At 66.6% G+C, this 25877-nt stretch carries 21 protein-coding genes; 15 read left to right on the top strand and 6 right to left on the bottom strand.

From position 1 onward, the window contains the following. Positions 1–10: 10 nt before the first annotated feature. The 6 genes from HLG70_RS19250 to HLG70_RS19225 all read right to left on the bottom strand — a co-directional run bounded on the left by HLG70_RS19250 (position 11) and on the right by HLG70_RS19225 (position 5685). Positions 11–973 (bottom strand): Nudix family hydrolase, encoded by a 963-nt coding sequence (locus HLG70_RS19250; protein WP_171665754.1) that lies wholly within the window; start codon positions 971–973, stop codon positions 11–13. Then, complete coding sequence (locus HLG70_RS19245) at positions 966–1832, bottom strand: ATP-binding protein (RefSeq protein ID WP_171665752.1); 867 nt, start codon at positions 1830–1832, stop codon at positions 966–968. Before HLG70_RS19245 ends, HLG70_RS19250 begins: the two co-directional genes overlap by 8 nt. Positions 1833–1838: 6 nt before the next feature. Next, positions 1839–3065: a bifunctional glutamate N-acetyltransferase/amino-acid acetyltransferase ArgJ gene (gene argJ, locus HLG70_RS19240; protein WP_171665750.1), complete on the bottom strand. Its 1227-nt coding sequence runs from the start codon at positions 3063–3065 to the stop codon at positions 1839–1841. Positions 3066–3176: 111 nt separating this feature from the next. Further along, entirely contained in the window at positions 3177–4217 is a 1041-nt protein-coding gene (locus HLG70_RS19235; protein WP_171665748.1) for a hypothetical protein, read from the bottom strand. A gap of 60 nt (positions 4218–4277) precedes the next feature. Continuing rightward, positions 4278–4772 carry a MarR family winged helix-turn-helix transcriptional regulator gene (locus HLG70_RS19230; RefSeq protein ID WP_171665746.1) on the bottom strand — a complete coding sequence of 165 codons (495 nt, stop codon included), beginning with the start codon at positions 4770–4772 and terminating at the stop codon, positions 4278–4280. Further along, positions 4765–5685, bottom strand: coding sequence for an alpha/beta hydrolase (locus HLG70_RS19225; RefSeq protein WP_171665744.1), 921 nt, complete (start codon positions 5683–5685; stop codon positions 4765–4767). Before HLG70_RS19225 ends, HLG70_RS19230 begins: the two co-directional genes overlap by 8 nt. A gap of 519 nt (positions 5686–6204) precedes the next feature. Here HLG70_RS19225 and HLG70_RS19220 point away from each other — a divergent pair. From HLG70_RS19220 to HLG70_RS19150, 15 genes are all read left to right on the top strand, one after another. After that, a complete protein-coding gene (locus HLG70_RS19220) occupies positions 6205–7368 on the top strand; it encodes an ABC transporter substrate-binding protein (protein WP_171667087.1) in 1164 nt (387 codons plus the stop codon). 233 nt (positions 7369–7601) lie between these two features. Further along, positions 7602–8522 (top strand): branched-chain amino acid ABC transporter permease, encoded by a 921-nt coding sequence (locus HLG70_RS19215; RefSeq protein ID WP_105560344.1) that lies wholly within the window; start codon positions 7602–7604, stop codon positions 8520–8522. Continuing rightward, positions 8522–9487: a branched-chain amino acid ABC transporter permease gene (locus HLG70_RS19210; RefSeq protein WP_171667088.1), complete on the top strand. Its 966-nt coding sequence runs from the start codon at positions 8522–8524 to the stop codon at positions 9485–9487. Before HLG70_RS19215 ends, HLG70_RS19210 begins: the two co-directional genes overlap by 1 nt. Before the next feature lie 8 nt (positions 9488–9495). Then, the gene (locus HLG70_RS19205) at positions 9496–10272 is read left to right on the top strand and encodes an ABC transporter ATP-binding protein (protein ID WP_171667086.1); all 777 of its coding nucleotides are present in this window, start codon (positions 9496–9498) and stop codon (positions 10270–10272) included. Next, positions 10272–10976 carry an ABC transporter ATP-binding protein gene (locus HLG70_RS19200; RefSeq protein WP_171667085.1) on the top strand — a complete coding sequence of 235 codons (705 nt, stop codon included), beginning with the start codon at positions 10272–10274 and terminating at the stop codon, positions 10974–10976. Before HLG70_RS19205 ends, HLG70_RS19200 begins: the two co-directional genes overlap by 1 nt. Positions 10977–11288: 312 nt before the next feature. After that, complete coding sequence (siaA, locus tag HLG70_RS19195) at positions 11289–13274, top strand: biofilm regulation protein phosphatase SiaA (protein ID WP_213697126.1); 1986 nt, start codon at positions 11289–11291, stop codon at positions 13272–13274. A gap of 24 nt (positions 13275–13298) precedes the next feature. Further along, positions 13299–13838, top strand: a complete 540-nt coding sequence (gene siaB, locus HLG70_RS19190; RefSeq protein ID WP_171667083.1) for a biofilm regulation protein kinase SiaB — start codon at positions 13299–13301, stop codon at positions 13836–13838. A gap of 38 nt (positions 13839–13876) precedes the next feature. After that, entirely contained in the window at positions 13877–14254 is a 378-nt protein-coding gene (gene siaC, locus HLG70_RS19185; protein WP_171667082.1) for a biofilm regulation phosphoprotein SiaC, read from the top strand. Further along, positions 14251–15048 (top strand): biofilm regulation diguanylate cyclase SiaD, encoded by a 798-nt coding sequence (gene siaD, locus HLG70_RS19180; protein ID WP_171667081.1) that lies wholly within the window; start codon positions 14251–14253, stop codon positions 15046–15048. Before siaC ends, siaD begins: the two co-directional genes overlap by 4 nt. Before the next feature lie 39 nt (positions 15049–15087). Further along, positions 15088–17664, top strand: a complete 2577-nt coding sequence (locus HLG70_RS19175; protein WP_234103135.1) for a sensor domain-containing protein — start codon at positions 15088–15090, stop codon at positions 17662–17664. 1286 nt (positions 17665–18950) lie between these two features. After that, positions 18951–21302 (top strand): bifunctional salicylyl-CoA 5-hydroxylase/oxidoreductase, encoded by a 2352-nt coding sequence (locus HLG70_RS19170; RefSeq protein WP_171667917.1) that lies wholly within the window; start codon positions 18951–18953, stop codon positions 21300–21302. Next, the gene (locus tag HLG70_RS19165; protein ID WP_171667918.1) at positions 21299–22090 is read left to right on the top strand and encodes an SDR family NAD(P)-dependent oxidoreductase; all 792 of its coding nucleotides are present in this window, start codon (positions 21299–21301) and stop codon (positions 22088–22090) included. Before HLG70_RS19170 ends, HLG70_RS19165 begins: the two co-directional genes overlap by 4 nt. 42 nt (positions 22091–22132) lie before the next feature. Beyond that, on the top strand, positions 22133–22990 hold the full coding sequence (locus HLG70_RS19160) for an enoyl-CoA hydratase family protein (protein ID WP_171667919.1): 858 nt from the start codon (positions 22133–22135) through the stop codon (positions 22988–22990). A gap of 2 nt (positions 22991–22992) precedes the next feature. Further along, positions 22993–24162 carry an acyl-CoA dehydrogenase family protein gene (locus HLG70_RS19155; protein ID WP_171667923.1) on the top strand — a complete coding sequence of 390 codons (1170 nt, stop codon included), beginning with the start codon at positions 22993–22995 and terminating at the stop codon, positions 24160–24162. A 62-nt stretch (positions 24163–24224) separates the two neighbouring features. Then, positions 24225–25865, top strand: coding sequence for an AMP-binding protein (locus tag HLG70_RS19150; RefSeq protein WP_171667920.1), 1641 nt, complete (start codon positions 24225–24227; stop codon positions 25863–25865). Positions 25866–25877 lie beyond the last annotated feature (12 nt).

Raw genomic sequence — 25877 nt, 5'->3', positions numbered from 1 at the left:
GTATGGCGGATCAGATGACGCCGCGTATCCCGGCAATGCCATGCGCGCCATGGCGCAGCGCCTGCGATACGGTCTGGGTGGACTGACCGCCCAGCGCGAACACCGGAATGCCGGCGTCGCGATTGCCTTCCACGAAGCCCTCCCAGCCCAGCGTTTGCGCGCCGGGGTGGCTGGGGGTGTCCAGCACGGGACCCAGCACCGCGAAGTCGGCGCCGATGTCGCGGGCATGGACGACCTGGGCGTTGTCGTGGGCGGACACGCCGACCAGCGCGTTCTTGGGCAATTCGGGGCGGGCGGCAAGGCGCGCCGCGTCCGCCGTGCGCAGGTGCACGCCGTCGGTTTCCTTCCACCAGGAGGCCGGGTGGATGCTGTTGACCAGCACGCGCGCGCCGGCGGCGCGGCAGCGCTTGGCCACCTGTTGCAGCACTTCATGCAGCGATGTCGCGCCCACGCCGTCGGGCCACTGCGGTTCGCGCAATTGCACGAGCTTCACGCCCCGCGCCAGCGCGGCCTCCAGGCGGCCCAGGAAGGGCGCGACGCCCGCGCGCGAACCGATGGAGCTGATGCCGTACGTGGTGGGCAGCTGCAGCCAGCGCAACGGGGGCAGGGTGGCGGGCAGCAGGTCGCCCACCGATGCCGCGTTGGCCGGGTTCACCCATTCAAGGCGCTGGTTCTCCAGGCTTTGCGGTTCGCCTTCCCAGCCGGTGACGTGGCAGAAAGCCAGCCGGACCGTGGTGTGCGGGTAGACGTGCACGTAGGTGACCCAGGGACGCGACTGCGTGACGCGGATGCCGATTTCTTCCTGGAGTTCGCGGGCCAGCGCCTGCAGCACGGTCTCGCCGGGTTCGAGCTTGCCGCCGGGCAGTTCCCACCAGCCCGACCACGGCTTGCCTTCGGGCCGCTGGCCCAGCAGCAGCATGCCGTCCGGACGCAGGATCAGGCCGGCGGCGACGTCGACGATCTTTTCAGACATGGCGGGCCGCCCAGTCGCGCGCGAACTGATAGGCCACGCGGCCGGACCGCGAACCGCGCTCGATCGTCCATTGCAGCGCTTCGGTGCGCGAGGGTTCGATCTGCGTTTCCGGGCAGCCGAGTTCGCGCAGCCAGTGGTACACGATGTCCAGGTAGTCGTCCTGCTTGAAGGGGTAGAACGACAGCCACAGGCCAAAACGCTCGGACAGCGAGATCTTCTCCTCGACCGTCTCGCCCGGGTGGATCTCTCCGTCGGGCTGGTGCTTGGCCTGCAGGTTCTCGCTCATGTATTCCGGCATCAGGTGGCGCCGGTTGGACGTGGCGTAGATCAGCACGTTGTCGCCCGAGGCCGAGACCGAGCCGTCCAGCACGGACTTCAGCGCCTTGTAGCCGGCTTCGCCTTCCTCGAAGGACAGGTCGTCGCAAAACACGATGAAGCGTTCCGGCCGCGCGGCGACCAGTTCGACGATGTCGGCCAGATCGCCCAGGTCGGACTTGTCCACCTCGATCAGGCGCAGCCCGCGGTCGCCGTAGGCGGCCAGCATGGCCTTGACCAGCGAGCTCTTGCCGGTGCCGCGGGCGCCGGTCATGAGCACGTTGTTGGCCGGCTTGTTCTCAAGGAACTGGAGCGTGTTGCGGTCGATGGTGGCCTTCTGGCGCTCGATGTGCTGAAGGTCTTGCATGTCGATGCGCGCCACGTGGCGCACGGCGTCCAGCCAGCCGCGCGCGCCGCGCTTGCGCCAGCGGAACGCGTGGGCGCTCCAGTCGATCTCGGGCGTAGCCGGGGGCAGAAAGGCCTCCAGCTGCGCCAGCACGCGTTCGGCGCGCTGGATAAGGGTGGTGAACTCGGTGGCCGTCATGGTTGATCAGGAGCGGTAGTCGGCGTTGATCGAGACGTACTCGTGCGAGAAGTCGCAGGTGTAGACCGTGTCGCTCACCTGGCCGCGGCCCAGCGCGATGCGCACCGAGATCTCGGCCTGCTTCATCACGCGCTGGCCGTCGGCTTCCTGGTAGGCGGGGTTGCGCCCGCCGTCCTTGGCCACCAGCACGTCGTCCAGCCACAGGCGGATGTTGGACACGTCCAGGTCGTCGATGCCGGCGTAGCCGACGGCGGCCAGGATGCGGCCCAGATTGGGGTCCGACGCGAAGAAGGCGGTCTTGACCAGCGGCGAATGCGCCACGGCATAGGCCACCTTCAGGGCTTCCTCGGTGGTGCCGGCTTCTTCGACACGGATGGTCATGAACTTGGTGGCGCCTTCGGCGTCGCGCACGATCTTGGTCGCCAGGTCCAGCGCGGCGGCCGTCAGGGCCTCGCGCACGGCGGCGTAGGCGGCGTCGGATTCGCTGTTGACGTTGACGCCGGACTTGCCGGTGGCGGCGATGATGAAGGAGTCATTGGTGGAAGTGTCCCCGTCCACCGTGATGCGGTTGAACGACGCATCGGCGATTTCCACGGCCAGCTTGCGCAGGAGCGGCTGGGCGATGCCGGCGTCGGTGGCCAGGAAGCTCAGCATGGTGGCCATGTTGGGGCGGATCATGCCGGCGCCCTTGCTGATGCCGGTGAAGGTGACCGTCTTGCCGCCGATCTGGACTTTGGCCGACGAGATCTTCGGCAGCGTGTCGGTGGTCATGATGCCATGGGCGGCGCTGGACCAGTGGTCGGCCGCCAGGTTGGCGATGGCGCCCGGCAGGCCCGCGACCAGGCGGTCCAGGGGCAGCGGTTCGAGGATGACGCCGGTGGAGAACGGCAGGATCTGCGCGGCGGGCACGCCCAGCAGCTTGCCCAGCGCGTCGCAGGTGTCCTTCGCCTTCTTCAGGCCTTCTTCGCCGGTGCCGGCGTTGGCGTTGCCCGTGTTGATGACCAGGGCGCTGATGGGGCCGCCGGCGGCCAGGTGGGCCTGGCAGACCTGCACGGGGGCGGCGCAGAAGCGGTTGCGCGTGAACACGCCCGCCACGCTGGTGCCTTCGGCCAGCCGGAACACCGTCAGGTCACGTCGGTTGGCTTTGCGGATGCCGGCCTCGGTGACGCCGATTTCTACACCGGCTACAGGAAAAATTTCGGACTCGGAGGGGATCTGCAAATTAACGGCCATGACTTCGTCTCTTGAAGTGAGCGGGACGGAACCGCCGCCTGGCAAGGCGGCGCGCGGGGGAAAGCTTCGTATTATCCCACCGCTTTGCGGCAGGGGTTTGTCAGCGGGAGGTCAGGGACCGATGCGCATGGCGGCCACGTCCAGCACGCCGGCTTCGCGGTTGCCGAGCACGCTGCGCACGGTGCCGTCCGGCGCCTGGAGCACCGACTTGCCCGCCGGCACGTCTTCGTGGCCGGCCCGGCGCGCGGCCCGGCCGCGCGAGGGCGAAAACAGCAGGTCGCCGGGCTGGGCGCCCTGCAGGCGGGGGCTGGCCGCCAGCACGCGTGTGCCGGGCGGATAGGTCATTTCGCCCAGCACGGTATCGCGGGCCATCAGGCCCTCGAAGCCCAGCGTGCGGCGCTGGCCGTCCAGCTGCATGTCCACTTTCAGCAGCGGGATCTGGCCGACGGTCAGGGAGTCGCTGCCCTCGGTGCGCAGCAGCCAGCGCGGGGCGGTGCTGGCCGTGTCCAGCGGGGTGCCGCGGGCGGCTTCGTCGACTTTCAGCCAGGCGCCCGGGGGCACCGGCTGCTGGTTGAGCGTATTGCCGATGGCCAGGTGGCAGCTCGCGAAATGGGGCTGTCCGCCCTGCATGACGAACTCGATCCGGTGCCCGTGCGCGCAGAGCCAGCCCTCCAGCGCCTGGTCGCGGGCGATCTCGACGGAAAGCGTTTCCGCCTGCTTGCTGGAGGCCGGGTATCGGAACAGGCGCGCGGCCACGATGCCCTGGATGGGGGCGGGGTGGGCTTCCGGGAAGACGGCGCGGTCGAACGAGGCCAGCTCGCCCGGGGTGGCCAGGCTGAGCACGGTGCCGGCGGGCATCTCTACGCCCGCCAGCCGGGTGGGCTGAGTCAGCACCGTCTTGCGGTTCTCGTCGGCCCGCGCTTCGCGCTGGGCCGAGAACCACAGGCTGAACTGCTGGTAGGGGAAGATGGCGCCGATGACGGCAAGAAAGGCCATCATCAGGGTGCCGAGGCGCCGGTGTCCGCCCAGCCACTGCCGGGCGCCGCGGGAGGTGGCCAATACGGCCAGCCAGGTCAGCAGCGTGGACAGGCAGGCCAGCGAGGCCGCCATCAGTACGTAGAAATTACCGCCAGGAAGGGAAACCGGAATCATGGCAGCAATTATGCGCCAATCCGGGCGCCGGTTTCAGCGTCCCCGGGGCATTCGTGGGACTCAGTCCTTGGCGGATTCGGATCTGGCGGCCACGACCTGGAGCTTGAGTTCGCCCAGCGCCTGGAACAGCGCATTGCGGCTGGCCTCCGGCAGCTCGGCGAACATGGACTTGACCCAGGACTCGTGGGCGCGCGCCATGCGGGAGAAGCTCTTCTTGCCCAGCGGCGTCAGCTTGATCAGCGAACTGCGGCGGTCCGATTCGACCTTGGTGCGTACCACCAGCCCTTCCTTTTCCAGCTGGTCGGTGATGCCGGTGATGTTGCCGTTGGTGACCATCATGTGGCGCGACAGCTCGCCCATCTTCATGCCTTTGGGGGCGCGCTGCAATTGCGCCATCAGGTCGAAGCGGGGCAGGGTCGTGTCGAATTCATTGCGCAGGCGGCTGCGGATTTCGCTTTCGATGAGATTGGCGCAGGTCAGCATGCGCAGCCACAGGCGCAGCGCGTGGTGATCGTCGGGCGCGGCGCGGGATTCCAGGTCGGGGGCGTCAGTCATGGCTAGGAAGAGTACCGGGAATGCGTGAAGGAGCGGGCGCCAGCCCCATCTGATCGAAGATGGCTTGGGTCAGCGGGCTGTGCGGATCGTTGAGCGTCAGGACGATATCGTAGTGATTTGTGCCGGGCATCGGAACATAGCATCCGGGGAAGCCGCGCTTGCGCCACGCGGCGAGGTAATCGTCGCTTTGGCGCTTGAACTCGGCGGTTTCGGTTTCGCCGTAGCTGACCACCAGAGGACAGCCGGTCTGCGGCAGTTGCAGCGCCGGGCTGTTGCGGATGGCGTCGGCCTCGCTCAGGTGCATCCATTCGTTGATGTGGGTGTGCACCAGCGGACGCAGGTCGAACAGGCCGGACAGGGGCGCCGCGCCGCGGATCACGTCGGGCGGCACCTCGTAGCTGGCATGCCAGCCGCCGGCCAGCAGCGCGCCGGCCAGATGCCCGCCCGCGGAACTGCCGCAGACGTGGATGCGCGCGGGATCCCCGCCGAACCTGGCGATATTGCGGTGTATCCAGGCCAGCGCGCGCCGGTTCTGGTCCACGATGCGGTCCAGGGTCACGGCGGGCGCCAGCGAATAGTTCACCGACACGACCACCGCGCCCGCCTGCGTGAACGCCGGCGCCATGCCGCTGGATTCGTTCTTGGAAAGAAGGCGCCAATAGCCGCCATGGATGAACACGAACACCGGCGCGCCGGCCGTGCCGGGCAGGGTGTTGGCGGCCGGAAAAATGTCCAGCAATTCATCGGCGTGCTCGCCGAACGGAACGTCCAGCGCGCAGTCCAGCGTGCGCCGCGCGGTGGCGCTGTCCTCGGCGTATTTCTTGAGTATCGGCTGGATGTCGGGTACTGTCGCGCGAGCGTTGTACTGGACGTCCAATTCGGCGCGGTCGTAGTTGCGGTAGAGGGTGCCCATAACGGTAGCTAGGGCCTGTTAACACTAAAAGGAGCCTCGCACAGGCCGGCAATCGGGCGGCAGGCTAGGCGCGGGCGACGCCGCGTGGCTGTGCCACGCAAGGAGGTCGCAACGACGCCTGCCGCCCGATTGCCGGCCTGCCCGAAGGGTGAGTACGCCAATGGGCGCCTCTCTGCGTTGCGAATGCTCGTCGTGGTCCCGCCACGACTGCGCTTCGCGCCTTGATAGTCGCCCATTGGCGTACTCATGCGAGGCTCCTTTTAGTGTTAACAGGCCCTAGTAAAAACCCTTTGGTAAAAACCCTAGACTTGTTTTGACGAATACTTTAAACCTAAACTATGAACCACGCCAGTTTTCCCTGTGCTGCACGACGGGATGGCGGCGTTGCAGGCAACTTTCTTTGCAAGCACCAGTTTGGCGGCGGCGCAACGGCGCCGGCAGGCCGGGCATAGAAGTTTTTCGAATCGCACCCTCAAAAAGAACACCCTCTGCGCGGGCTCGCGCACGGAGCACACCACCATGCGTTTGATCACTTCCCTTCTGGCTGCTGCCGCCCTTGTTCCGGCACTGGCCTCGGCCGACACCGTCAAGGTCGGCATCGCCAACGATATCTCCGGTCCGTTCTCGGCGCTTGGCGCCGAAGCCCGCGACGGCTTCAACCTGGCCATCAAGCAACTGGGCAGCAAACTGGGCGGACAGCCCGCGGAATTCGTGCAGACCGACATGGGCGGCAACCCCGATCAGGCCCGTCAGCTGGTCACGCGCTACATCCAGCGCGACAAGGTCGACTTCTTCACCGGTCCCATCGGCTCGAACGTGGCCCTGGCCGTCGGCCCCGCGCTGTTCGCCGCCAAGGTGCCCTACCTGTCGAACAACCCCGGCCCCAGCCAGTTCGCCGGCGCGCAATGCAACAACTACTGGTTTGGCACGTCCTACCAGAACGACGCCTTCCATGAAGCGGCCGGCAAGGTCGCGGCGGATCGCGGCTTCAAGAAGATGTTCATCATGGCGCCGGACTATCCGGCGGGCAAGGATGCCCTGACCGGCTTCAAGCGCGGCTACAAGACCGCGCCCGGCGAAGAGGTCTACACCAAGCTCGGCCAGATCGACTACGCCGCCGAGATCGCGCAGATCCGCGCCGCCAAGCCCGACGCCGTCTACATCTTCCTGCCGGGCGGCATGGGCATCAACTTCGTCAAGCAGTTCGTGTCCGCCGGCCTGTCGCAAAGCGTCAAGCTGATCGGCCCGGGGTTCTCGGCCGACGAGGACGTGATCCAGGCAGTGGGCGAACCGATGCTGGGCATGTACAACACGGCGCAGTGGGCGCATGACCTGGACGTGCCGCAGAACAAGGCCTTCGTCGAAGCGTTCCGCAAGGAATACAACGGCCGCTATCCGTCGGTCTACGCCGCCCAGGCCTACGACGTGATCATGGCCATGGACGCCGCCGTCAAGCAGGCCGGTGGCAAGGCCTCGGACCGCGAAGCCATCGTGAAGGCGCTTGAAAAGGCCGACTACCCGTCGGTGCGCGGCAGCTTCACCTATGGCAAGAACCACTATCCCATCCAGGCCTACTACCTGCGCGTCGTCGACAAGGACGGCAGCGGCCGCATCACCAACAAGCTGGTGGGCAAGGTGTTCGACAAGTACCAGGACGTCTACGTCGGCGAGTGCAAGCTCTAGGGTGTAGCCCATCCCCGAAGCGCTGCGCGCTTCCCCTTCAGGGGGCTCCCTCTCAGGCGGGCCCACTTGACGGGGCGTCGCCGCGGACCGGCCAGGCCGGCTCCGCGCGACCCCGCCAGCCGGGGGCGTTTCATGCGCTGCGCAGAGTGAGCCGCGGGATGCACATTTAGGTGGCTTTGGTGATTTGGCCGCGAGCGAGGCCCTGGGCAGTTCGCGGCAAGGGGGAAGTTTTCATGACGTTTACGCTGATCGTCGAGCAATTGCTGAACGGTCTGCAGTTTGGGTTGATGTTGTTTCTGATCGCGGCCGGGCTGACCCTGGTGTTCGGCATCATGGACATCATGAATCTGGCTCACGGCTCGCTATACATGGCTGGCGCCTATGTCGCCGCCGAAACCATGCAGCGCACAGGTTCTTTCACCGCCGCCGTCCTGGTGGCGGCCGTCGCCACCGGACTGGTCGGCGTTGCGCTGGAACTCACCCTGATACGCCGCCTGGCGTTGCGCGACCACCTGGCCCAGGTGCTGGGCACCTATGCGGTCATCCTCATCGCCAATGACCTGGTCAAGATGATCTGGGGTCCCGCGCCCGTCATGCTCAACATGCCGGCGGTCCTGTCCGGACCCGTGCGCCTCCTGCCCGACCTGCTGTATCCCGCCTACCGCCTGATGATCATCGTGTTCGGCGTGGCCGCCGCCGCGGGCCTGTACTGGTTCGTGACGCGGACCCGGGCCGGCGTGCTGGTGCGGGCGGGCGCGTCCAACCGCCAGATGGCCACCCTGATGGGTGTGCGCGTGCCCCTGCTGTTCCTGGGCGTGTTCGTGCTGGGCGCCATGCTGGCCGCGGTGGCCGGCGCGCTGCTCGGCCCGATCACCTCGGTGCAGGTGGGCATGGGCGAGGAGATCCTGATCCTGGTGCTGGTGTGCATCGTCATCGGGGGCATCGGCTCGATCCGCGGCGCCTTTGTCGGCGCCTTGCTGGTGGGCATGGTCGACACGGCGGGGCGGGCCTTCCTGCCCATGCTGCTGCGCCAGGTCTTTTCCCCGGCCGTGGCCTCCAGCGTCGGCCCGACGCTGGCCGCCATCGCCATCTATGTATTGATGGCGGCTGTGCTGGTGTTCCGGCCCTCCGGCCTGTTTCCGGCGCGGGGTTGATCATGAGAACCAAACTCTGGACCGTGGTCCTGCTGGCCGCGCTGGCGGTGTTCCCGCTGGTGGCGCCAATGCTGGGCCTGGACTTCTATATTTCCTTCGTGCGGCGCGTGCTGATCTACGCGCTCGCCGCGACCAGCCTGAACCTGATCCTGGGCTACGGCGGCATGGTGGCGCTGGGCCACGCGGCGTTTTTCGGCGCGGGCGCCTACGCGGTGGGCATCCTGGCGATGGCGGGCGTCACGTCCGCGCTGATCGTGTGGCCCGCGGCCATGCTGCTGGCGGCCGTGCTGGCCTGCATCACCGGGGCGATCTCGCTGCGCACCCGTGGCGTGTACTTCATCATGATCACGCTGGCGTTTGCGCAGATGCTGTTCTACATCTTCATCTCGCTGCGCCAATACGGCGGGGAAGACGGGCTGAACCTGCCCGGCTATTCCACCTTGCCCGGCATCGACCTGGCCAATGACGTCAGCTTCTACTACCTGGCGCTGGCGCTGTTCGCGCTGCTCATGTGGGTGTTTGGCCGCGTGGTCGCCTCGCGCTTCGGCACCGCCCTGCAGGGCATCCGCGAGAACGAATCGCGCATGGAATCCATGGGTTACCCGGTATACCGCATCAAGCTCATGGCCTTTACCTTGAGCGGCGCGGCCGCCGGTCTGGCCGGCGCGCTGCTGGCCAACCACAACCTCTTCATTTCGCCCAGCCTGATGCACTGGACCCAGTCGGCCAACCTGCTGATCATGGTGCTGGTGGGCGGGATCGGCTTGCGTTACGGCGGCGTGGCCGGCGCGGTGGTGATGCTGACCCTGGAAGAAGTGCTGCGCTTGTGGACCGAATACTGGCACCTGCCTTTGGGCGTGCTGCTGCTGTGCGTGGTGTTTGGCGCGCCGCGCGGCCTGGTTGGCCTGTTCGGCCCCTTGTTCGGCGGACGCGCCACCCCGCAATCCGGCAAGGTGGGCTCATGACCATTGCGATGAATGCTTCGACAAATGCCTCGGCTCCCGCCTTGCAGGCCCGCGGACTGGTGCGCCGCTTCGGTGCGCTGGTGGCCACCGACAATGTGTCTCTGTCGCTGGATCCGGGCGAGATCCATGCGCTGATCGGCCCCAACGGCGCGGGCAAGTCCACGCTGATCCATCTGCTGTCCGGCACGTTGTCCGCCGATTCGGGCTCGCTCACGGTGGGCGGGCGCGACGTTACCGGCATGAACGCGCACCAGCGCGTGGCGGCCGGGCTGTCGCGGTCGTACCAGATCACCAATATCTTCAAGCAGTCCAGCGTGCTGGACAACCTGGTGCTTGCCGTCCAGGCCCATTCGGGCAGCAGCTTCCGCTTCTGGAAGCCGCGGGCGGCCGAGTCCGCGCTGTATGAGCAGGCGCGCGAGCTGGCCCGGGAATGCGCCATCGACGCCAGCCTGCTGGAGCGTCCCGCCGGCACCTTGCCGCACGGCGAGCAGCGCAAGGTGGAATTCGCCCTGGCGCTGGCCGCCCGGCCCAGCGTGCTGCTGCTGGACGAGCCCATGGCGGGCATGGGGCCCGACGAGACCGTCCGCCTGACCGAATTGATCGAATCCATGCGGGGGCGCGCCGCCATGCTGCTGGTGGAACATGACATGCAGGCGGTGTTCCGCCTGGCCGACCGCCTGTCGGTGCTGGTGTATGGCCGGGTGATCGCCACCGGCACCCCGGACGAGATCCGCGCCAACCCGGAAGTGCGGCACGCCTACCTGGGCGACGAGGAGACCGCGTGATGCTGACCATCGAATCGGCCAAGAGCGGCTACGGCGCGAGCCAGGTGCTGTTCGGCGTGGACCTGGAGATCGGCGCGGGCCAGGTCGTGACCTTGCTGGGCCGCAACGGCATGGGCAAGACCACGCTGCTGCGCACCCTGTTCGGCCAGTTGCCGCTGCGCGGCGGCAAGATCCACTTCGCCGGGCAGGACATCAGCGGCTGGAGCCCCGACCGCATCGCGCGGGTCGGCATGGCCATCGTCCCGGAAGGGCGCCAGTGCTTTCCCAACCTGACGGTGCGCGAGCACCTGACCGCCTTCGTGGCGGCTCGCAACCCGGATATCCGCGAACCCTGGACGCCGGAGCGCGTGTTCGAACTCTTTCCCCGGCTGAGCGAGCGCGCCCGCAACATGGGCAACCAGCTTTCGGGCGGCGAGCAGCAGATGCTGGCGATAGGCCGAGCGCTGGTGACCAATCCCCGGCTGCTGATCCTGGACGAGGCCACCGAAGGCCTGGCGCCCAAGATCCGGGAAGAAATCTGGAATTGCCTGGCGCGCCTGCGCGAGGCGGGTCAGACCATCCTGGTCATCGACAAATATGTCGAAAGGTTGCTGAGCCTGGCGGACCGCCACGTCATCCTGGAACGCGGCAAAGTGGTATGGACGGGCGACTCCAAAGCGCTCGACGACGACCGCGGCCTATGGGAACGCTACCTGGGCGTGTAGCAATAAAGCCGCATCGACAGTGAGGGATTGGTAACAATTCCTGATATAAATCGCAATAAAATAGGATTTATATTGCTGCAATGAAACTTAAGGTGTCTTGAACGCATCCAGACGTTTGCACCTGTTTCAATTGCCCTCACTGTTCTCTACACTAGCCGCGCCAGGCCCACCGCATGGGTGGGCCGGCGATCAGGCTCATGGCTCAAAAGGCGGGGCACAAGCGCGGCGGCAGGCCGTTCACGGCCAGACCGCCGGCCAGCGCGTTCCCCTTTTCGCTCATGGCTTCTTATCAGGCTGTCAGGAAGACTACGCATGGCGAAATGGGGTTTGCGCAGGAAATCACTAATGGCGCTGCTGTTGGCGTGCCTGGTCGCCCTGGCGCCGGCCGCCTTGATCGGCTGGCAGGTGCTGGACGGCGTCAGGGATCACTTTGGCCGCGCCTTCGCCGACAATTTCACACAGTTGAACCGCCAGCGCATCCTGGCGCCGGTGTCGCGGGAACTGGCGCTGTCCCAGCGGCTGGCCGACAGCGAAGTCACCCGCCGCTGGCTGCGTAACGAAACCGATCCCGCCGCCCGTGAACTGTTTTTCCGCGAAGCCGACGGCTATCGCCGCGACCTGCTGGGCCGGGCCTATTTCATCGCCAGCGCGGCCTCCGGCAACTATTACTTCAACGACGACCAGCCGCTGTCCGAGGAGCCGCGCTACACGCTCAGCCCCAGCGCGGCCGATGACGGCTGGTTCTACGCCACGATCAAGTCCCCGGCCAAGTACAACATCAACGTCAATCCGGACCTGAAGCTCAAGACCACGAAGGTCTGGATCAACGTTCAGGTCCGGGACGGCGACAGGGTCATGGGCCTGACGGGCGCAGGCCTGGACGTGGGCGGCTTCCTGCGGGAATTCGTCAACAGCGGCCAGCCCGGCGTCACGCCCATCATCGTCGACGAAGAAGGCGCCATCCAGGCGCACATGAACGCCGCGCTCATCGCCTACAACTCCGGCGCGGGCGGAGCGGGCGGCCAAGGCATGGTCTTCAATCTGCTGGATGCCGGGGAAGGCCGCGCCGAACTGCTGTCGGCCATGCATGCGGCCCAGGCCGATCCGCAGTCCGTGCAATCGGCCTGGGTGAAGATGGACGGCGTGCGCCAGCTGGTGTCCGTGGCCTACATGCCCGAGCTGCACTGGCATGTGCTGACCGTGGTGGACCTGGGCGCCGCCCGTGTGCTGGACACGGACTGGCTGTGGCCGGCGGCGATCGGCCTGGTGTTGCTGTTCGCCGCCATGCTGCTGTGCTTCGGCTACGCGATCGAACGGCTGATGCTGCGCCCCTTGCACCGCCTGCAGCAGTCGGCGCGCGCCATTGCCGACGGCAGCTATGACGTCCGCCTGCCTCCGGGCGGCCAGGACGAGATCGGCGATTTGAGCCGCGCCTTCGGGGTCATGGCCGACAAGGTGCGCAAGCACACGGCCGAACTGGAGACCAAGGTCCGCGAACGCACCTCCGAACTGGAGGATGCCAACCGCGCCATGGCCGCCGCGCACAAGAAGATCGGCGATTCCATCGACTACGCCAGCCTGATCCAGCGCGCCATCCTGCCGGACCGCCAGCTGACCCAGTCGCTGGGGGCGCACCATTTCGTCCTGTGGAAGCCCCGCGACGTGGTGGGCGGAGACTTCTATGTGTTCCGTTCGGACGGGGCCAACTGCCTGCTGGGGATCATGGACTGCGCCGGCCATGGCGTGCCCGGCGCGCTGATGACGATGCTGGCCCGCGCCGCCATCGACCTGGCGATCACCGAAGTGGGGCCGGGCGATCCGGCCGGCATCCTGACCCGCACCGACAATGCCATCCGCGCCATGCTTGCGGATGCGCAATTGCCGCGGGCCCTTGCCACCAACACCGATGCGGGCCTGGTATATATTGACCGCCAGACTGGCCGGCTGCTGTACGCAGGTGCGAAGATCAGCCTGTACGCAAGCGATGGCGAGACCCTGCGCGAGGTGCTTGGCGCCAAGCGCGCCCTGGGCGACAAGCGTACAGGGGTATACGAGAATAATGAATTGCAGATGGAGCCCGGCTGGACCTATTACCTGGCCACCGACGGCTTCCTGGATCAGGCGGGCGGCGAGCACGGTTTCGGCTTTGGCAACACCCGTTTTGCCGAAATGCTCAAGACGCACGCCCGGCGGCCGTTAACCGAACAGGCGGCCGCGTTTACCCAGGCGCTTGCCGAGTATCAAGGCGGCCAGCCACAGCGCGACGACATTACCTTGCTGTCTTTCCGTTTCGAATAATCGTTATCAGGGCGGTACCCTTCCATGAATGCCTCCGATCTCTACGCGCTGGGCGAGCGGTTCGACCAGAACCGCACCCTGCTGTGTTTCAACGGGCCGATCTCTCGCAGCCTGATCGAGGAAATTGGCAATGCGCTGAAGAATTACCTGAATGCCGAACATGTCCGGCCCGCGGAAGCCATGGATGTGTTCTCGGTCTATATAGAGATGATCCAGAACATCCGCCAGTATGCGGCGTTGAATGGCGACGGGGATGCCTCGGCCACGGTCGTGATCGGGCGCCGCGACGAAAGCCGCTACGTGGTGTCGGCCGGCAATCTGGTCGATTCACAGGACGGCCACAACCTGGTCGCCCGGATCCAGGAGCTGGCCGCGCTGGACAAGGCGGCATTGAAGGCCGAATACAAGGCGCAGCTGCACAAGCCGCGCGCCCAGGGCGTGGCCTCGGGCGCAGGCCTGGGGCTGATAGACATCGCGCGCCGCGCCGGCGCTCCGCTGGAAGCCAGCCTGACCCCCGCCGCGCAAGCGGGCAAGGCCTTCTTCAGCCTGAGCGTCGTGGTCTGAGGGCTCGCCCGCTTCAAGGATTATTTTCGGAGTATTTGATGAAAGACCTGAACATTCCCGGGACCCAGTCCACGCCCGCCATCAGCGCCGACGCAGCCGCCGGCGTGCTGGCGATGCGCGGTGATTCCTATCCCGAGAATTCCTTCGAACTGTTCGGCCCGGTCATCGAGTGGGTCGAGGCGTACCTGCAAGACAGTGCCGCGCCCCTGAACCTGGAACTGGAACTGCTGTATCTCAATACCAGCAGCATCAAGTCGGTCATGGACATCTTCGACGTGCTGGAGGCGGCGCATCGCAAGGACCGCCAGGTCAGCGTCACCTGGTTCTACGACATGCGCAACGAGCGCGTCGGCGAGCTGGCCGAGGAATTCAAGGAAGACTGCACCTTTCCGTTTTCGGTCGTCGGCCGCCAATGAAACCAGGCGCCGCCGAACTGGATCAGCGCATCGCTGAACTGCTGGCGGATCCGGCCTATGCCGGCCATCCGCTGCGCGAGGCGCTGGAGGCGCTCTGGCGGCATACCGGCGAACAGATGACGCGCATCCAGCGTGTGACCCAGCTTTCGGACGCCTACCAGACCATGGCGCACGAGCGCGAACTGGGGCTGTGCGACCAGTTCGACCGGCAGTTGCGCCGGCTGACCCGCATCGCGCGGATCTCGGACCACTACCAGAACATGATGCGCGATCTGAACCGGGCGCTGGAAGAAACCTCCAGCCGCGATCCGCTGACCGGGCTGCTGAACCGGCGCGCGCTGATGGAGATGATCAAGCAGGAAGTCCAGCGCGTCTCGCGCAGCGGCGAGAGTTTCGTCGTCGCGATGCTGGATGTGGACCATTTCAAGGCCGTCAACGACCGCTACGGCCATGAAACGGGCGATCGGGCGCTGGTGGAACTGGCGGGCGTGCTGGGCGAAAGCCTGCGCGAGTACGACCTTTGCGGCCGCTGGGGCGGCGAGGAATTCCTGGTGCTGCTTCCCCATACGCAACCGGACGCGGCTCAGGCGGTCATGGACCGGCTGGTCGGCAACGTGCGCGGGCTGGCGGTCGCGGCGGGGGACGAGGTCTTGAGACTCACTGTCAGCATTGGGATGGCGTATCACCAGTTGGGCGAGACTTTTTCAGAGACGCTCAGCCGGGCGGATCAGGCGTTGTACCTGGCCAAGCAGGATGGACGCGACCGCGTCGCGCTTGGTTTCCCCAAGCGCTGAATGAAACCGGAACAGCTGTTTTCCGGTATGGAGCCCCTTATGCTTGATTCTCATCTTGGCGGTTCGAGCGAGAGCCCCCAAGGCGCCGCGTGGCATGTGGGAAATTATCTGACGTCGATGGACCGGGCGCTGCTGCTGTTCGACTTCGACGCGACCGGCTCCTTGCTGAACGCCAACGCAAATTTCCTGGCCGCGGTGGGCTATACCCGCGAAGAGGCGCTGATGCTGCGCCACGACATGCTGTGCGACAGCATGGACGAAGGCAAGGGCATTGCCAGCGGTGAACGTATCTGGGCCCGGCTGCGCGGGGGCCAGCACTTCTCGGGCACCTGCCGCTACCGCCAGAAGGACGGAAGCTCCCTCTGGATCGAGGCGACTTACCTGCCCATGCTGGACGAGGCCGGCGAGGTCGGCCGGATCTCGGTGATTTCGCGCAAGTCGATCGCCGACGCCGAGCGTCAGGAAGAGATCCGCCTGCTGCTGCTGGGCATCAACGAAACCGGCAACGCGGTGGCCGTGTCCGGCTGTGACGGACGCATCGTCTATGTGAATGACGGCTTCCAGCGCATGCTGGGCTTTTCGCGCGGCGACGCGCTGGACCAGGATCTGGGCGAACTGCTGGCCGGCGGGCGGCCCGACGGCGGCACGCGCGAGGAGCTGCACCGCCGCATCGCGTGCCGCGAGGGCTACCACAAGGATGTGCTGGTCTACGACCGGGGCGGCAAGCCGCTGTGGGTTTCGGTCATGGCCAATTCCGTGTTCGACGACCGCGGCACGCTGGTCAATATCGTGGATGTGCTGACCGACATCACGCCCACCAAGGTGCATGAAGTCCTGCAGCGCCGAGTGCTCCAGGCCATGGTCAACGAGGCCTCGGTGGTCGAGGTCATGAACATGGTGTGCCGCGAGGTCGAACGCCTGGCGCCCGAGGTGGCGGCCACGGTGGTGCGCGTGGACGACGCCGGCCTGCTTCGGCCGCTGGCGGCGCCGAGTCTGCCGAAGGCCTATGCGGATGCGCTGGACGGCGTGGCGATCGGTCCCCAGGCGGGAGCCTGCGGGACCAGCGCGTTCCTGGGGCGTCCGGTCATCGTGCCGGACATCGCCACGGATCCGCTGTGGGACGATTACCGGCACCTGCCGTTGCCCGAAGACATCAAGGCGTGCTGGTCGTCGCCGATAAAGTCCAGCGATGGCCGGGTGATCGGCACCTTCGGTTTCTATTTCCGCGAGCGCCGCCTGCCCGATGACTTCCATCACCGCCTGGTGGATGTGTGCGTCTATCTGTGCGCGCTGGCGCTGGAGCGTGAGGAAGCCCGCGCCCGTATCCGCCAGCTGGCCTTCTACGACGAGCTGACGGGCCTGCCCAACCGCAATCTGCTGCTGGCCCAGGCCGAGCAGGCGATCGCGCGCGCCGAGCCGGAGCGCAAGCGGGTGGCGGTGCTGTTCCTGGACCTGGACCGCTTCAAGCAGGTCAACGACACGCTGGGCCATCCGATCGGCGATGCGCTGCTGCGCGATGTGGCGCAGCGTCTGCGCCGGCTGGCGCGCCCCACCGATATCGTCGGCCGGCTGTCCGGCGACGAGTTCGTGATGCTGATGCCGGAATTCGAGCAGGGCCGCCTGACCGCGGCGGCCGAGCATATTCTGGTGGCGCTGGCGCAGCCGTTCTCGGTGGGCGGCATCACGCTCAATCCCTCGGTCAGCATCGGCATCAGCGTGTTCCCGGAAAACGGGCGCGACATGGACACGTTGCTGCGCCACGCCGACATGGCCATGTACCAGGCCAAGACGGCGGGCCGCAACCGCATTTCGTTCTTCAGCGCGGAAATGAACCGCCAGGCGCAGGAACGGCTGGCGCTGGAGGCTGCCCTGCGCGACGCGCTGGAAGCCAAGGCGCTGCGGTTGCACTACCAGCCGCAGGTGGGCCTGAAGAACGGCAGCCTGTACGGGGTGGAGGCGCTGGCCCGCTGGCGTCATCCCACGTTGGGCGATATCTCGCCGGCGCGTTTCGTGCCGCTGGCCGAAGAGTGCGGGCTGATCGGCGACCTGGGCGACTGGGCGCTGCGCGAGGCCTGCTCGCAACTGGCCATCTGGCGCAACAATGGCCTGCGGGTGCCGTCGGTGTCGGTGAACCTGTCGGCTACGAATTTCCATAATCTGAACCTGCCGCGGATGATCGCGGCGACGCTGGCGGAGTTTGGCCTGGTGCCAGCGGACCTGATGCTGGAGATCACCGAAGGCGTGGTGCTGGACGCCACGGCGGGCACGCTGCGTACGATCGCGGAGTTGCATCGGCTGGGCGTACGCCTTTCGATGGACGACTTTGGAACGGGGTATTCCAGTCTGGGGCATTTGCGACGGCTGATCGTGGATGAGCTGAAGCTGGATCGCAGTTTTGTCCAGGGACTGGAGAGCGATGACGCGGCTCGTGCTTTGACCAGCGCGGTGATACGGATCGGCGAGAGCTTGAGTCTGCCTGTGGTTGCCGAGGGCGTCGAGAACGAAGAGCAGCGGCGGTTTTTGATTGAGCAGGGGTGTGCGGCGGGGCAGGGGTTTCTGTTTTCGCCGCCGTTGCCGGCGGGGGATCTTGAAGAGTGGCTTCGGGGGCGGCCTTAGTTTTCTTGTGGCGGGTGTTGTAGGTTCTTAAGACGCCTGGCGCGTCGGGGGCCTGGGGTGCGCGGGGCTGCGATTGCGGCCCGGAGCCTTCGCTCCGGGCTTCCCCTTCGTCATCGTCGTTGTCGCCTTCGGCGACTGCCTTCCGATTCCCTCGGGCTTATCGACGCCCCGCGCACCCCAGGCCCCCGACGCGCCAGGCTCTGGCGGATTTGGCTTCAACGGTGCTGGGGCGGGCGGGGTTCTTGAGGTTGTCGCAAACGGTGGGGGTGGGGGAGGATCTTGCGGGGCCCGTCCCCGGCCGGCCGCGCGGGCGGCCTTTGGGGACTTACGCGTCGTCTTGCGTCGTGGCGTTGACGCTTCGCGTGTGGCTGGGTTGTGTTTGGGTTCTTGTGGTGGTTTTGGGGCTGCTGGACGATCTTGCGGTGTTCGCTCCTGGTCGGCCGCGCTGGCGGCCTTTTGAGGCTTACGCAGTGTCTGGCGGCCCATGATGCCGCTGCGCGCGATCCACAAACCTTGCGCCGTTGCGTGCCGTTCATGGCCGGAGATCAGTAATTGCCGATGGCTGACGGCCAGCGATCAAGCCAGCACTACCAGGCCCGTATTTTTCCGTCCGCCATTAACCGCCATTTCAACTCCAGTGTCCGATGGGCGGCGCGCGCGCACCGGTCTGCATGCGCAAGCGGCTCCTCGCCGCGCGCCGCCCATCACCACCTCTCCCCCTTGTGCTGGGGCCACTAGCAAACCAGCCTCCATCAGCGCGCAAGCGAACCCCGTCCCGACGACCCAAATCGCGTATGCCCATTGCGGCCGCCCGCGCGGCCGCAATGGGCGGGCCCCGCAAATCTCTGTACCGACCACGGGTCCAGCGGCGCCACAAACCCGGAATCCTCAGCCCCTCGGCGCGGCCGGCATGGCTGCGAGCAACCTCCATGCGCCCGAGGGAATCTGAAGGAACCGCCGAAGGCGGTGACGAAGATGACGAGGGGGAAGTCCGGAGCGAAGGCTCCGGACCGCAATGGCGGGCGCTCGCAGCCATGCCGGCCGTGCCGAGGGGCGGATCAAGAACTCAGACGAACTCAGACGAACGCAGCCACGACCACCGATCCCCAAAAAGAGCGTCCCTTTACGTGTCCCCATTTACCCAGTCGATCTAAATACTTTCCCTCATTTGCACACCCCCCGCTTCAGGTATATATTTCAAGCCTAAACTATCCAGACCTAAATATCTGCGGCGCCCCGCTCCAGTAGCAAGAGCGACTGTCGCGTACTTCGGAGCGTATACGGCAATGAAAATAGTCTGCATCGGCGGCGGCCCCGCCGGCCTGTATTTCGGTCTGCTCATGAAACTGCAGAACCCCGCGAACGAAGTCACCGTCGTCGAGCGCAACCGCCCGTATGACACCTTCGGCTGGGGCGTGGTGTTCTCCGACGCCACCATGCAGAACCTGCGAGACGCCGACCCCGTTTCCGCCCAGACCATCGGCGACGCGTTCAATCACTGGGACGACATCGACATCAACTTCAAGGGCCGCAGCATCCGCAGCAGCGGCCATGGCTTCATCGGCATCGGCCGCAAGAAGCTGCTGAACATCCTGCAGGCGCGTTGCGAAGACGTGGGCGTGAAGCTGGTGTTCGAAAACTTCGTGCAGGACGACCAGGCCATCGCCCGCGAATACGACGCGGACCTCGTCATCGCCTCCGATGGCATCAACAGCCAGGTCCGCACCCGTTACGCGGACACGTTCCACCCCGACATCGACCAGCGCCGCTGCCGCTTCGTGTGGCTGGGCACCAAGAAGGTGTTCGACGCGTTCACCTTTGCCTTCGTGCAGACCGAGCACGGCTGGTTCCAGGCCCATGCCTACCGCTACGAGGACGGCATGTCCACGTTCATCGTGGAAACGCCCGAGGAAACCTGGCAGGCCGCCGGCATCGAGCAGATGAGCCAGGAAGAGGGCATCGCCTACTGCGAAAAGCTGTTCGCGCCCTGGCTGGACGGCAATGCGCTGATCAGCAATGCCTCCCACCTGCGCGGTTCGGCCATCTGGATCCGGTTCCCGCGCGTCATCTGCAACACCTGGGTCCACTGGAACACACTGGAAACCGCCCGCGGCCAGCGCCGCGTGCCCGTCGTGCTGATGGGCGACGCGGCCCACACCGCCCACTTCTCCATCGGCTCCGGCACCAAGCTGGCGCTGGAAGACTCGATCGAGCTGGCGCGTTGCCTGAGCGGCGCGGAAGGCAGCGTGGAAACCGGCCTGAAGCACTACGAGCAAGTGCGCAGCGTGGAAGTGCTGAAGATCCAGAATGCCGCCCGCAACTCCACCGAATGGTTCGAGAACGTCGAGCGCTACGCCGACCTGGAACCCGAGCAGTTCGCCTATTCGCTGCTGACCCGCTCGCAGCGCATCTCGCACGAGAACCTGCGCCTGCGCGATCCGGCCTGGCTCGAAGGCTTCGAGCGCTGGATCGCGGAACGCGCCGGCGCCGCCACGGCCCAGGGCCAGCGGCCGGCCATTCCCATGCTGACGCCGTATCAGGCGCGCGGCGTGCGGCTGAAGAACCGCATCCTGGTGTCGCCGATGGCCATGTACTCCTGCACCGACGGCGTGCCGGGCGATTTCCACCTTGTCCACCTGGGCGCCCGCGCCATGGGTGGCGCGGGGCTGGTGATGGTGGAAATGACCTGCGTATCGCCCGACGGCCGCATCACCCCGGGGTGCCCGGGGCTGTGGAACGACGAGCAGCAGCAGGCGTTTGCCCGCATCGTGAATTTTGTGCATGGCAACAGCGATGCCCGCATCGGCATGCAGTTGGGTCACGCCGGCCGCAAGGGGTCCACGCAGCTGGGCTGGCAGAAGATCGATCACCCGCTGGCCGAGGGCAACTGGCCGCTCGTGTCGGCCTCGGCCTTGCCGTACATCGAGGGCGTGTCGCAGACGCCGCGCGCCATGACGCGCGCCGACATGGACCAGGTGCGCGACAACTTCGTCGCCGCCGCCCGCCGCGCCGCCGCGGCTGGCTTCGACTGGCTGGAGCTGCACTGCGCGCACGGCTACCTGCTGTCCAGCTTCATTTCGCCCTTGACCAACCATCGTGAAGACGAGTACGGCGGCAGCCTGGAAAACCGCCTGCGCTTTCCGCTGGAGGTCTTCCGGGCGGTGCGCGCCGTCTGGCCCGAGGACAAGCCCATGTCGGTGCGGATCTCCGCCAGCGACTGGGTCGAGGGCGGCATCACCGCCGACGACGCGGTGGAAATCGCGCGCCACTTCAAGGCCGCCGGCGCCGACATGATCGACTGCTCGTCGGGCCAGGTCAGCAAGGAAGAAAAGCCGGTTTACGGCCGCATGTTCCAGACGCCATTCGCCGACCGCGTCCGCAATGAAGCCGGCATCCCCACGATAGCCGTGGGCGCCATCTTCGAAGCCGACCATGCCAACGGGATCATCGCCTCGGGCCGCGCCGACCTCTGCGCCCTTGCACGTCCCCATTTGGCCGACGCCTCATGGACGCTGCGCGAAGCGGCTCGGGTGGGCTATCTTGATGTGGCATGGCCGAGCCAGTACTTTGCCGGCAAACGCCAGCTGGAAACCAACTTCGAACGCGCCGCCGCCATGGCGCAACTGGATATCAAATGAACGCAATTCCGCTACCGCTTGCCGGGCGCCACGCCCTGGTGACGGGGGGCGCCCGCGGCATCGGCCTGGCCAGCGCCCGGGCGCTGCTGCAGCGCGGCGCCCGCGTCACGCTGCTGGGCCGCGACGGCGCGGCGCTGGACGCCGCGACCGACAGCCTGGCCAGCCTGGGCCAGGTGCAGGCCGTCAGCGCGGACATCGCCGACGAGGCCTCGGTGCGCGCGGCCTTCGCGCAGGCCGAGGTCGAGTTCGGTCCCGTGCTGGTGCTGGTGAACAACGCCGGCCAGGCGGTCAGCCAGCGCTTTGACCGTACCGACTCCGCGCTGTGGCAACAGATGCTCGCCGTCAACCTGACCGGCACCTTCCACTGCATCCAGGCCGCCTTGCCCGGCATGCTGCAGGAAAAATGGGGCCGGGTAATCAACGTGGCCAGCACCGCGGGCCTGATCGGCTACGGCTATGTCAGCGCCTATTGCGCGGCCAAGCACGGCGTCATCGGCCTGACCCGCTCGCTGGCGCTGGAAACCGCGCAGAAGGGCGTCACCGTCAACGCGGTCTGCCCCGGCTACACCGAGACCGACATCGTGCGCGGCGCGGTCTCGAACATCGTCGACAAGACCGGCCTGACGCCGGAAGCCGCCCGCGCCAAGCTGGCCGAGCGCAATCCGCAGGGCCGCCTGGTGCAGCCCGAGGAAGTGGCCGAGACGGTCGCGTGGCTGGCCCTGCCGGCCTCGGCTTCCGTCAATGGCCAGGCGATCGCCGTAGACGGCGGCGAAGTGATGACCGGCTGAAGCCGGCGCCCCATCCCCCCAGAATTCACGAACGGAGACACCATGAGCACCCAGCCCGAAGAGCACACCATGAAGCATCACAAGCGTCCGATCGCCGGCTACCAGGCGAAAACGTTCCTGTGGCAGGTGTCGGCCGACGGCAAGATCGGCACCGTGACGCTGAATCGTCCCGAGCGCAAGAATCCGCTGACGTTCGACTCCTACGCCGAACTGCGCGATCTGTTCCGTTCGCTGGTGTATGCCACCGACGTCAAGGTGGTGGTGGTGACGGGCGCGGGCGGCAACTTCTGCTCCGGCGGCGACGTGCACGAGATCATCGGCCCGCTCACGAAGATGAGCATGCCCGAACTCCTGGATTTCACCCGCATGACGGGCGATCTGGTCAAGGCCATGCGCGCCTGCCCGCAGCCCATCGTCGCGGCGGTGGACGGCGTCTGCGCCGGCGCCGGGGCCATGGTGGCGCTGGCGTCCGACATGCGCCTGGGCACGCCGGCGGCGCGCACCGCGTTCCTGTTCACGCGGGTAGGCCTGGCCGGCGCCGACATGGGTGCGTGCACGCTGCTGCCGCGCATGATCGGCCAGGGCCGCGCATCCGAGCTGCTGTATACGGGCCGCGCCATGACGGCCGAAGAGGGCGCGAGCTGGGGCTTCTTCAACGCCTTGCATGAATCGGCCGAGCTGGGCGAAGCCGCCCAGAAGCTGGCGGCGCAACTGGCCGCGGGTCCGACCTTCGCGCATGGCGTCACCAAGAAGCTGTTGCACCAGGAATGGAACATGGGCGTGGACGAAGCCATCGAGGCCGAGGCCGAGGCCCAGGCCATCTGCATGCAGACGCGCGACTTCCATCGCGCCTACGAGGCCTTCGTGGCCAAGCAGAAGCCGGTCTTCGAGGGGAACTGATGATGCGCGACGCAAGCTGGCTGGATTGGCCCTTTTTCGACGACTCGCATCGCAAGCTGGCGCACGAGGTCGATGCCTGGTGCGAAGCCTCGCTGGGCGACGTGGACCACCACGACGCCGACGGCGCCTGCAAGAAACTGGTGAAAGCCATGGGCGAGGCCGGCTGGCTGCGGTACGCGGTCGCGGGCGGCCCGGGCGGGGCCTGGGGCGGCGCGCTGCCGGAAGTGGATTCCCGCGCCGTGTGCATCCTGCGCGAGACCCTGGCCCGCCACGAAGGGCTGGCCGACTTCGCGTTCGCCATGCAGGGCCTGGGCAGCGGCGCGATTTCGCTGATGGGCTCGGATGCGCTGCGCCAGCATTACCTGCCGCGCGTGGCGCGCGGCGAGGCCATCGCCGCCTTCGCCCTGTCGGAACCCGACGCGGGCTCGGATGTGGCCGCGCTGTCGTGCGAGGCCCGGCTCGAAGGCGACCATTACGTGCTGAACGGCGCGAAGACCTGGATTTCCAACGGCGGCATCGCCGATTTCTATTGCGTGTTCGCGCGCACCGGCGAAGCGCCGGGCGCGCGCGGCATCAGCGCTTTCGTGGTGGATGCGGATACGCCGGGATTCGAGGTCAGCGAACGCATCGAGCTGATTGCGCCGCACCCGCTGGCCACGATCACGTTCGACAACTGCCGCATCCCGGCCACGCACCGGCTGGGCGATGCCGGGCAGGGATTCAAGCTGGCCATGATGACGCTGGACATCTTCCGCGCGTCGGTGGCGGCGGCCGCGCTGGGCTTTGCGCGCCGGGCGCTGGATGAAGGATTGGCGCGCGCCAAGTCGCGCCGCATGTTCGGCCAGACCCTGGCCGACCTGCAACTGACGCAAGCCGCGCTGGGGGACATGGCGACCGCCATCGATGCCTCGGCGCTGCTGACGTACCGCGCCGCGTGGATGCGCGACGTGCAGAAGCTGCGCACCACGCGCGAGGCTGCGATGGCCAAGATGATGGCCACGGAATCGGCGCAGACCGTGATCGACCGCGCGCTGCAGATGTTTGGCGGCGCGGGCGTGGTGTCGGGGATGCCGGTGGAGACGCTTTACAGGGAAATCAGAGCACTGCGCATCTATGAAGGCGCTACAGAAGTGCAGAAGTTGATCATCGCCCGTGAACTGCTGAAGGCATAAGGCGCCATCGAGCGCTTGTCTTCGGCAACGTAAACCGCACCGTACTAGCCAAGGGGAATTTCATGGAAGTATCCGCCCACATCGACACCTTCACCCGGGACAATCTGCCCCCGGGCGAACAATGGCCTGAATTCCTGCTCGACGGCCCCGACGTGGCCTATCCCAAGCGTTTCAATTGCGCCATGGAACTGGTGGACGCCATGGTCGAACGCGGCCACGGCGACCGCGTGGCGCTGCGCTGGCGCCAGGACGGCACACCGGCCGCGATGACCTACCGCGAGCTGGCCGCGCTGACCAACCGCATTGCCCGAGTGCTGGTCGAAGACATGAAGCTGGTGCCCGGCAACCGCCTGTTGCTGCGCGGCCCCAACAATCCCATGATGGCCGCGTCCTGGCTGGCCGCGATCAAGGCGGGACTGGTCACCGTGCCCACCATGCCGCTGCTGCGCGCCAAGGAGCTCAAGCAGATCATCGACAAGGCGCAGATCCAGGCCGTGCTGTGCGACGTGCGCCTCAAGGATGAGGCGCAGTTCTGCGCGCAGCCGGATCATGAGCACCATTGTCCCGGCCTGTCGCAGATCATGTACTTCAATGATGCGGCGCCCGACGCGCTGGATGCGCTGGCCGCGGCCAAGCCCGACACTTTCGATGCCTGCGATACGGCGGCCGACGATGTCTGCCTGATCGCCTTCACCAGCGGCACCACGGGCTCGCCCAAGGGCTGCATGCATTTCCACCGCGACGTGCTGGCGATGTGCGACCTGTTCCCCAGGCATGTCATCAAGCCGGGTCCGGACGATATTTTCTGCGGCACTCCGCCGCTGGCCTTTACGTTCGGCCTGGGCGGACTGTTGTGCTTCCCCTTGCGGGTGGGCGCGAGCACGGTGCTGGCCGAGAAGCTGTCGCCGGAGAGTCTGCTGGAACTGATCCAGGACTTCCGCGCCACCATCGTGTTCACGGCGCCGACGTTCTACCGGCAGATGGCGGCGCTGGTGGGCAAGTTCGATCTGTCGTCCCTGAAGAAGAGCGTATCCGCGGGCGAGGCCTTGCCCGACGCCACGCGCCAGCTCTGGAAGCAGGCCAGCGGCATCGAGATGATAGACGGCATCGGCGGCACGGAAATGATCCACGTGTTTGTCTCCAGCCCTCCGGAGGAGGTGCGCCGCGGCGCCATCGGCCGCGTGGTGCCGGGCTATGTGGCGCAGATCGTGGACGACGACATGAATCCGGTGCCCAACGGCACGGTGGGCAGGCTGGCGGTCAAGGGGCCGACAGGCTGCCGCTACCTGGCGGACGGGCGCCAGCTCCGTTTCGTGCAGCAGGGCTGGAATCTGCCGGGCGATACCTTTGTGCAGGATGAAGACGGTTATCTGTTCTACCAGGCGCGCAACGACGACATGATTGTTTCGGCCGGATACAACATCGCCGGGCCCGAGGTCGAGGATGCGCTGCTGCGCCACGAGGCCGTGGCGGAATGCGGCGTCGTCGGCGCGATGGACGAAGAGCGCGGTCAGCTGGTGAAGGCGTTCGTGGTGCTCAAGCCGGGTTATGAGCCCAGCGACGAGCTGGTGGCCGCGATGCAGGCCTTCGTGAAGGCCAGCATTGCACCGTACAAGTATCCGCGCGCGATCGAGTTCGTGGACGCGTTGCCGCGCACGGAAACCGGCAAGCTGCAGCGCTTTGCGCTGCGCAAGATGGCATGAGCAGGCACTAAG

The organism is Achromobacter deleyi (assembly GCF_013116765.2).
Lineage (GTDB): Bacteria > Pseudomonadota > Gammaproteobacteria > Burkholderiales > Burkholderiaceae_B > Achromobacter > Achromobacter deleyi_A.
This window is presented reverse-complemented; position numbering and strand designations above follow the sequence as displayed.

Excerpts from the sequence above, each read along its gene's own strand:
- HLG70_RS19250 (WP_171665754.1), bottom strand. The coding sequence starts at position 973 with ATGTCTGAAAAGATCGTCGACGTCGCCGCCGGCCTGATCCTGCGTCCG.
- HLG70_RS19245 (WP_171665752.1), bottom strand. The coding sequence starts at position 1,832 with ATGACGGCCACCGAGTTCACCACCCTTATCCAGCGCGCCGAACGCGTG.
- argJ (WP_171665750.1), bottom strand. The coding sequence starts at position 3,065 with ATGGCCGTTAATTTGCAGATCCCCTCCGAGTCCGAAATTTTTCCTGTA.
- HLG70_RS19235 (WP_171665748.1), bottom strand. The coding sequence starts at position 4,217 with ATGATTCCGGTTTCCCTTCCTGGCGGTAATTTCTACGTACTGATGGCG.
- HLG70_RS19230 (WP_171665746.1), bottom strand. The coding sequence starts at position 4,772 with ATGACTGACGCCCCCGACCTGGAATCCCGCGCCGCGCCCGACGATCAC.
- HLG70_RS19225 (WP_171665744.1), bottom strand. The coding sequence starts at position 5,685 with ATGGGCACCCTCTACCGCAACTACGACCGCGCCGAATTGGACGTCCAG.
- HLG70_RS19220 (WP_171667087.1), top strand. The coding sequence starts at position 6,205 with ATGCGTTTGATCACTTCCCTTCTGGCTGCTGCCGCCCTTGTTCCGGCA.
- HLG70_RS19215 (WP_105560344.1), top strand. The coding sequence starts at position 7,602 with ATGACGTTTACGCTGATCGTCGAGCAATTGCTGAACGGTCTGCAGTTT.
- HLG70_RS19205 (WP_171667086.1), top strand. The coding sequence starts at position 9,496 with ATGAATGCTTCGACAAATGCCTCGGCTCCCGCCTTGCAGGCCCGCGGA.
- HLG70_RS19200 (WP_171667085.1), top strand. The coding sequence starts at position 10,272 with ATGCTGACCATCGAATCGGCCAAGAGCGGCTACGGCGCGAGCCAGGTG.
- siaA (WP_213697126.1), top strand. The coding sequence starts at position 11,289 with ATGGCGAAATGGGGTTTGCGCAGGAAATCACTAATGGCGCTGCTGTTG.
- siaB (WP_171667083.1), top strand. The coding sequence starts at position 13,299 with ATGAATGCCTCCGATCTCTACGCGCTGGGCGAGCGGTTCGACCAGAAC.
- siaC (WP_171667082.1), top strand. The coding sequence starts at position 13,877 with ATGAAAGACCTGAACATTCCCGGGACCCAGTCCACGCCCGCCATCAGC.
- siaD (WP_171667081.1), top strand. The coding sequence starts at position 14,251 with ATGAAACCAGGCGCCGCCGAACTGGATCAGCGCATCGCTGAACTGCTG.
- HLG70_RS19175 (WP_234103135.1), top strand. The coding sequence starts at position 15,088 with ATGCTTGATTCTCATCTTGGCGGTTCGAGCGAGAGCCCCCAAGGCGCC.
- HLG70_RS19170 (WP_171667917.1), top strand. The coding sequence starts at position 18,951 with ATGAAAATAGTCTGCATCGGCGGCGGCCCCGCCGGCCTGTATTTCGGT.
- HLG70_RS19165 (WP_171667918.1), top strand. The coding sequence starts at position 21,299 with ATGAACGCAATTCCGCTACCGCTTGCCGGGCGCCACGCCCTGGTGACG.
- HLG70_RS19160 (WP_171667919.1), top strand. The coding sequence starts at position 22,133 with ATGAGCACCCAGCCCGAAGAGCACACCATGAAGCATCACAAGCGTCCG.
- HLG70_RS19155 (WP_171667923.1), top strand. The coding sequence starts at position 22,993 with ATGCGCGACGCAAGCTGGCTGGATTGGCCCTTTTTCGACGACTCGCAT.
- HLG70_RS19150 (WP_171667920.1), top strand. The coding sequence starts at position 24,225 with ATGGAAGTATCCGCCCACATCGACACCTTCACCCGGGACAATCTGCCC.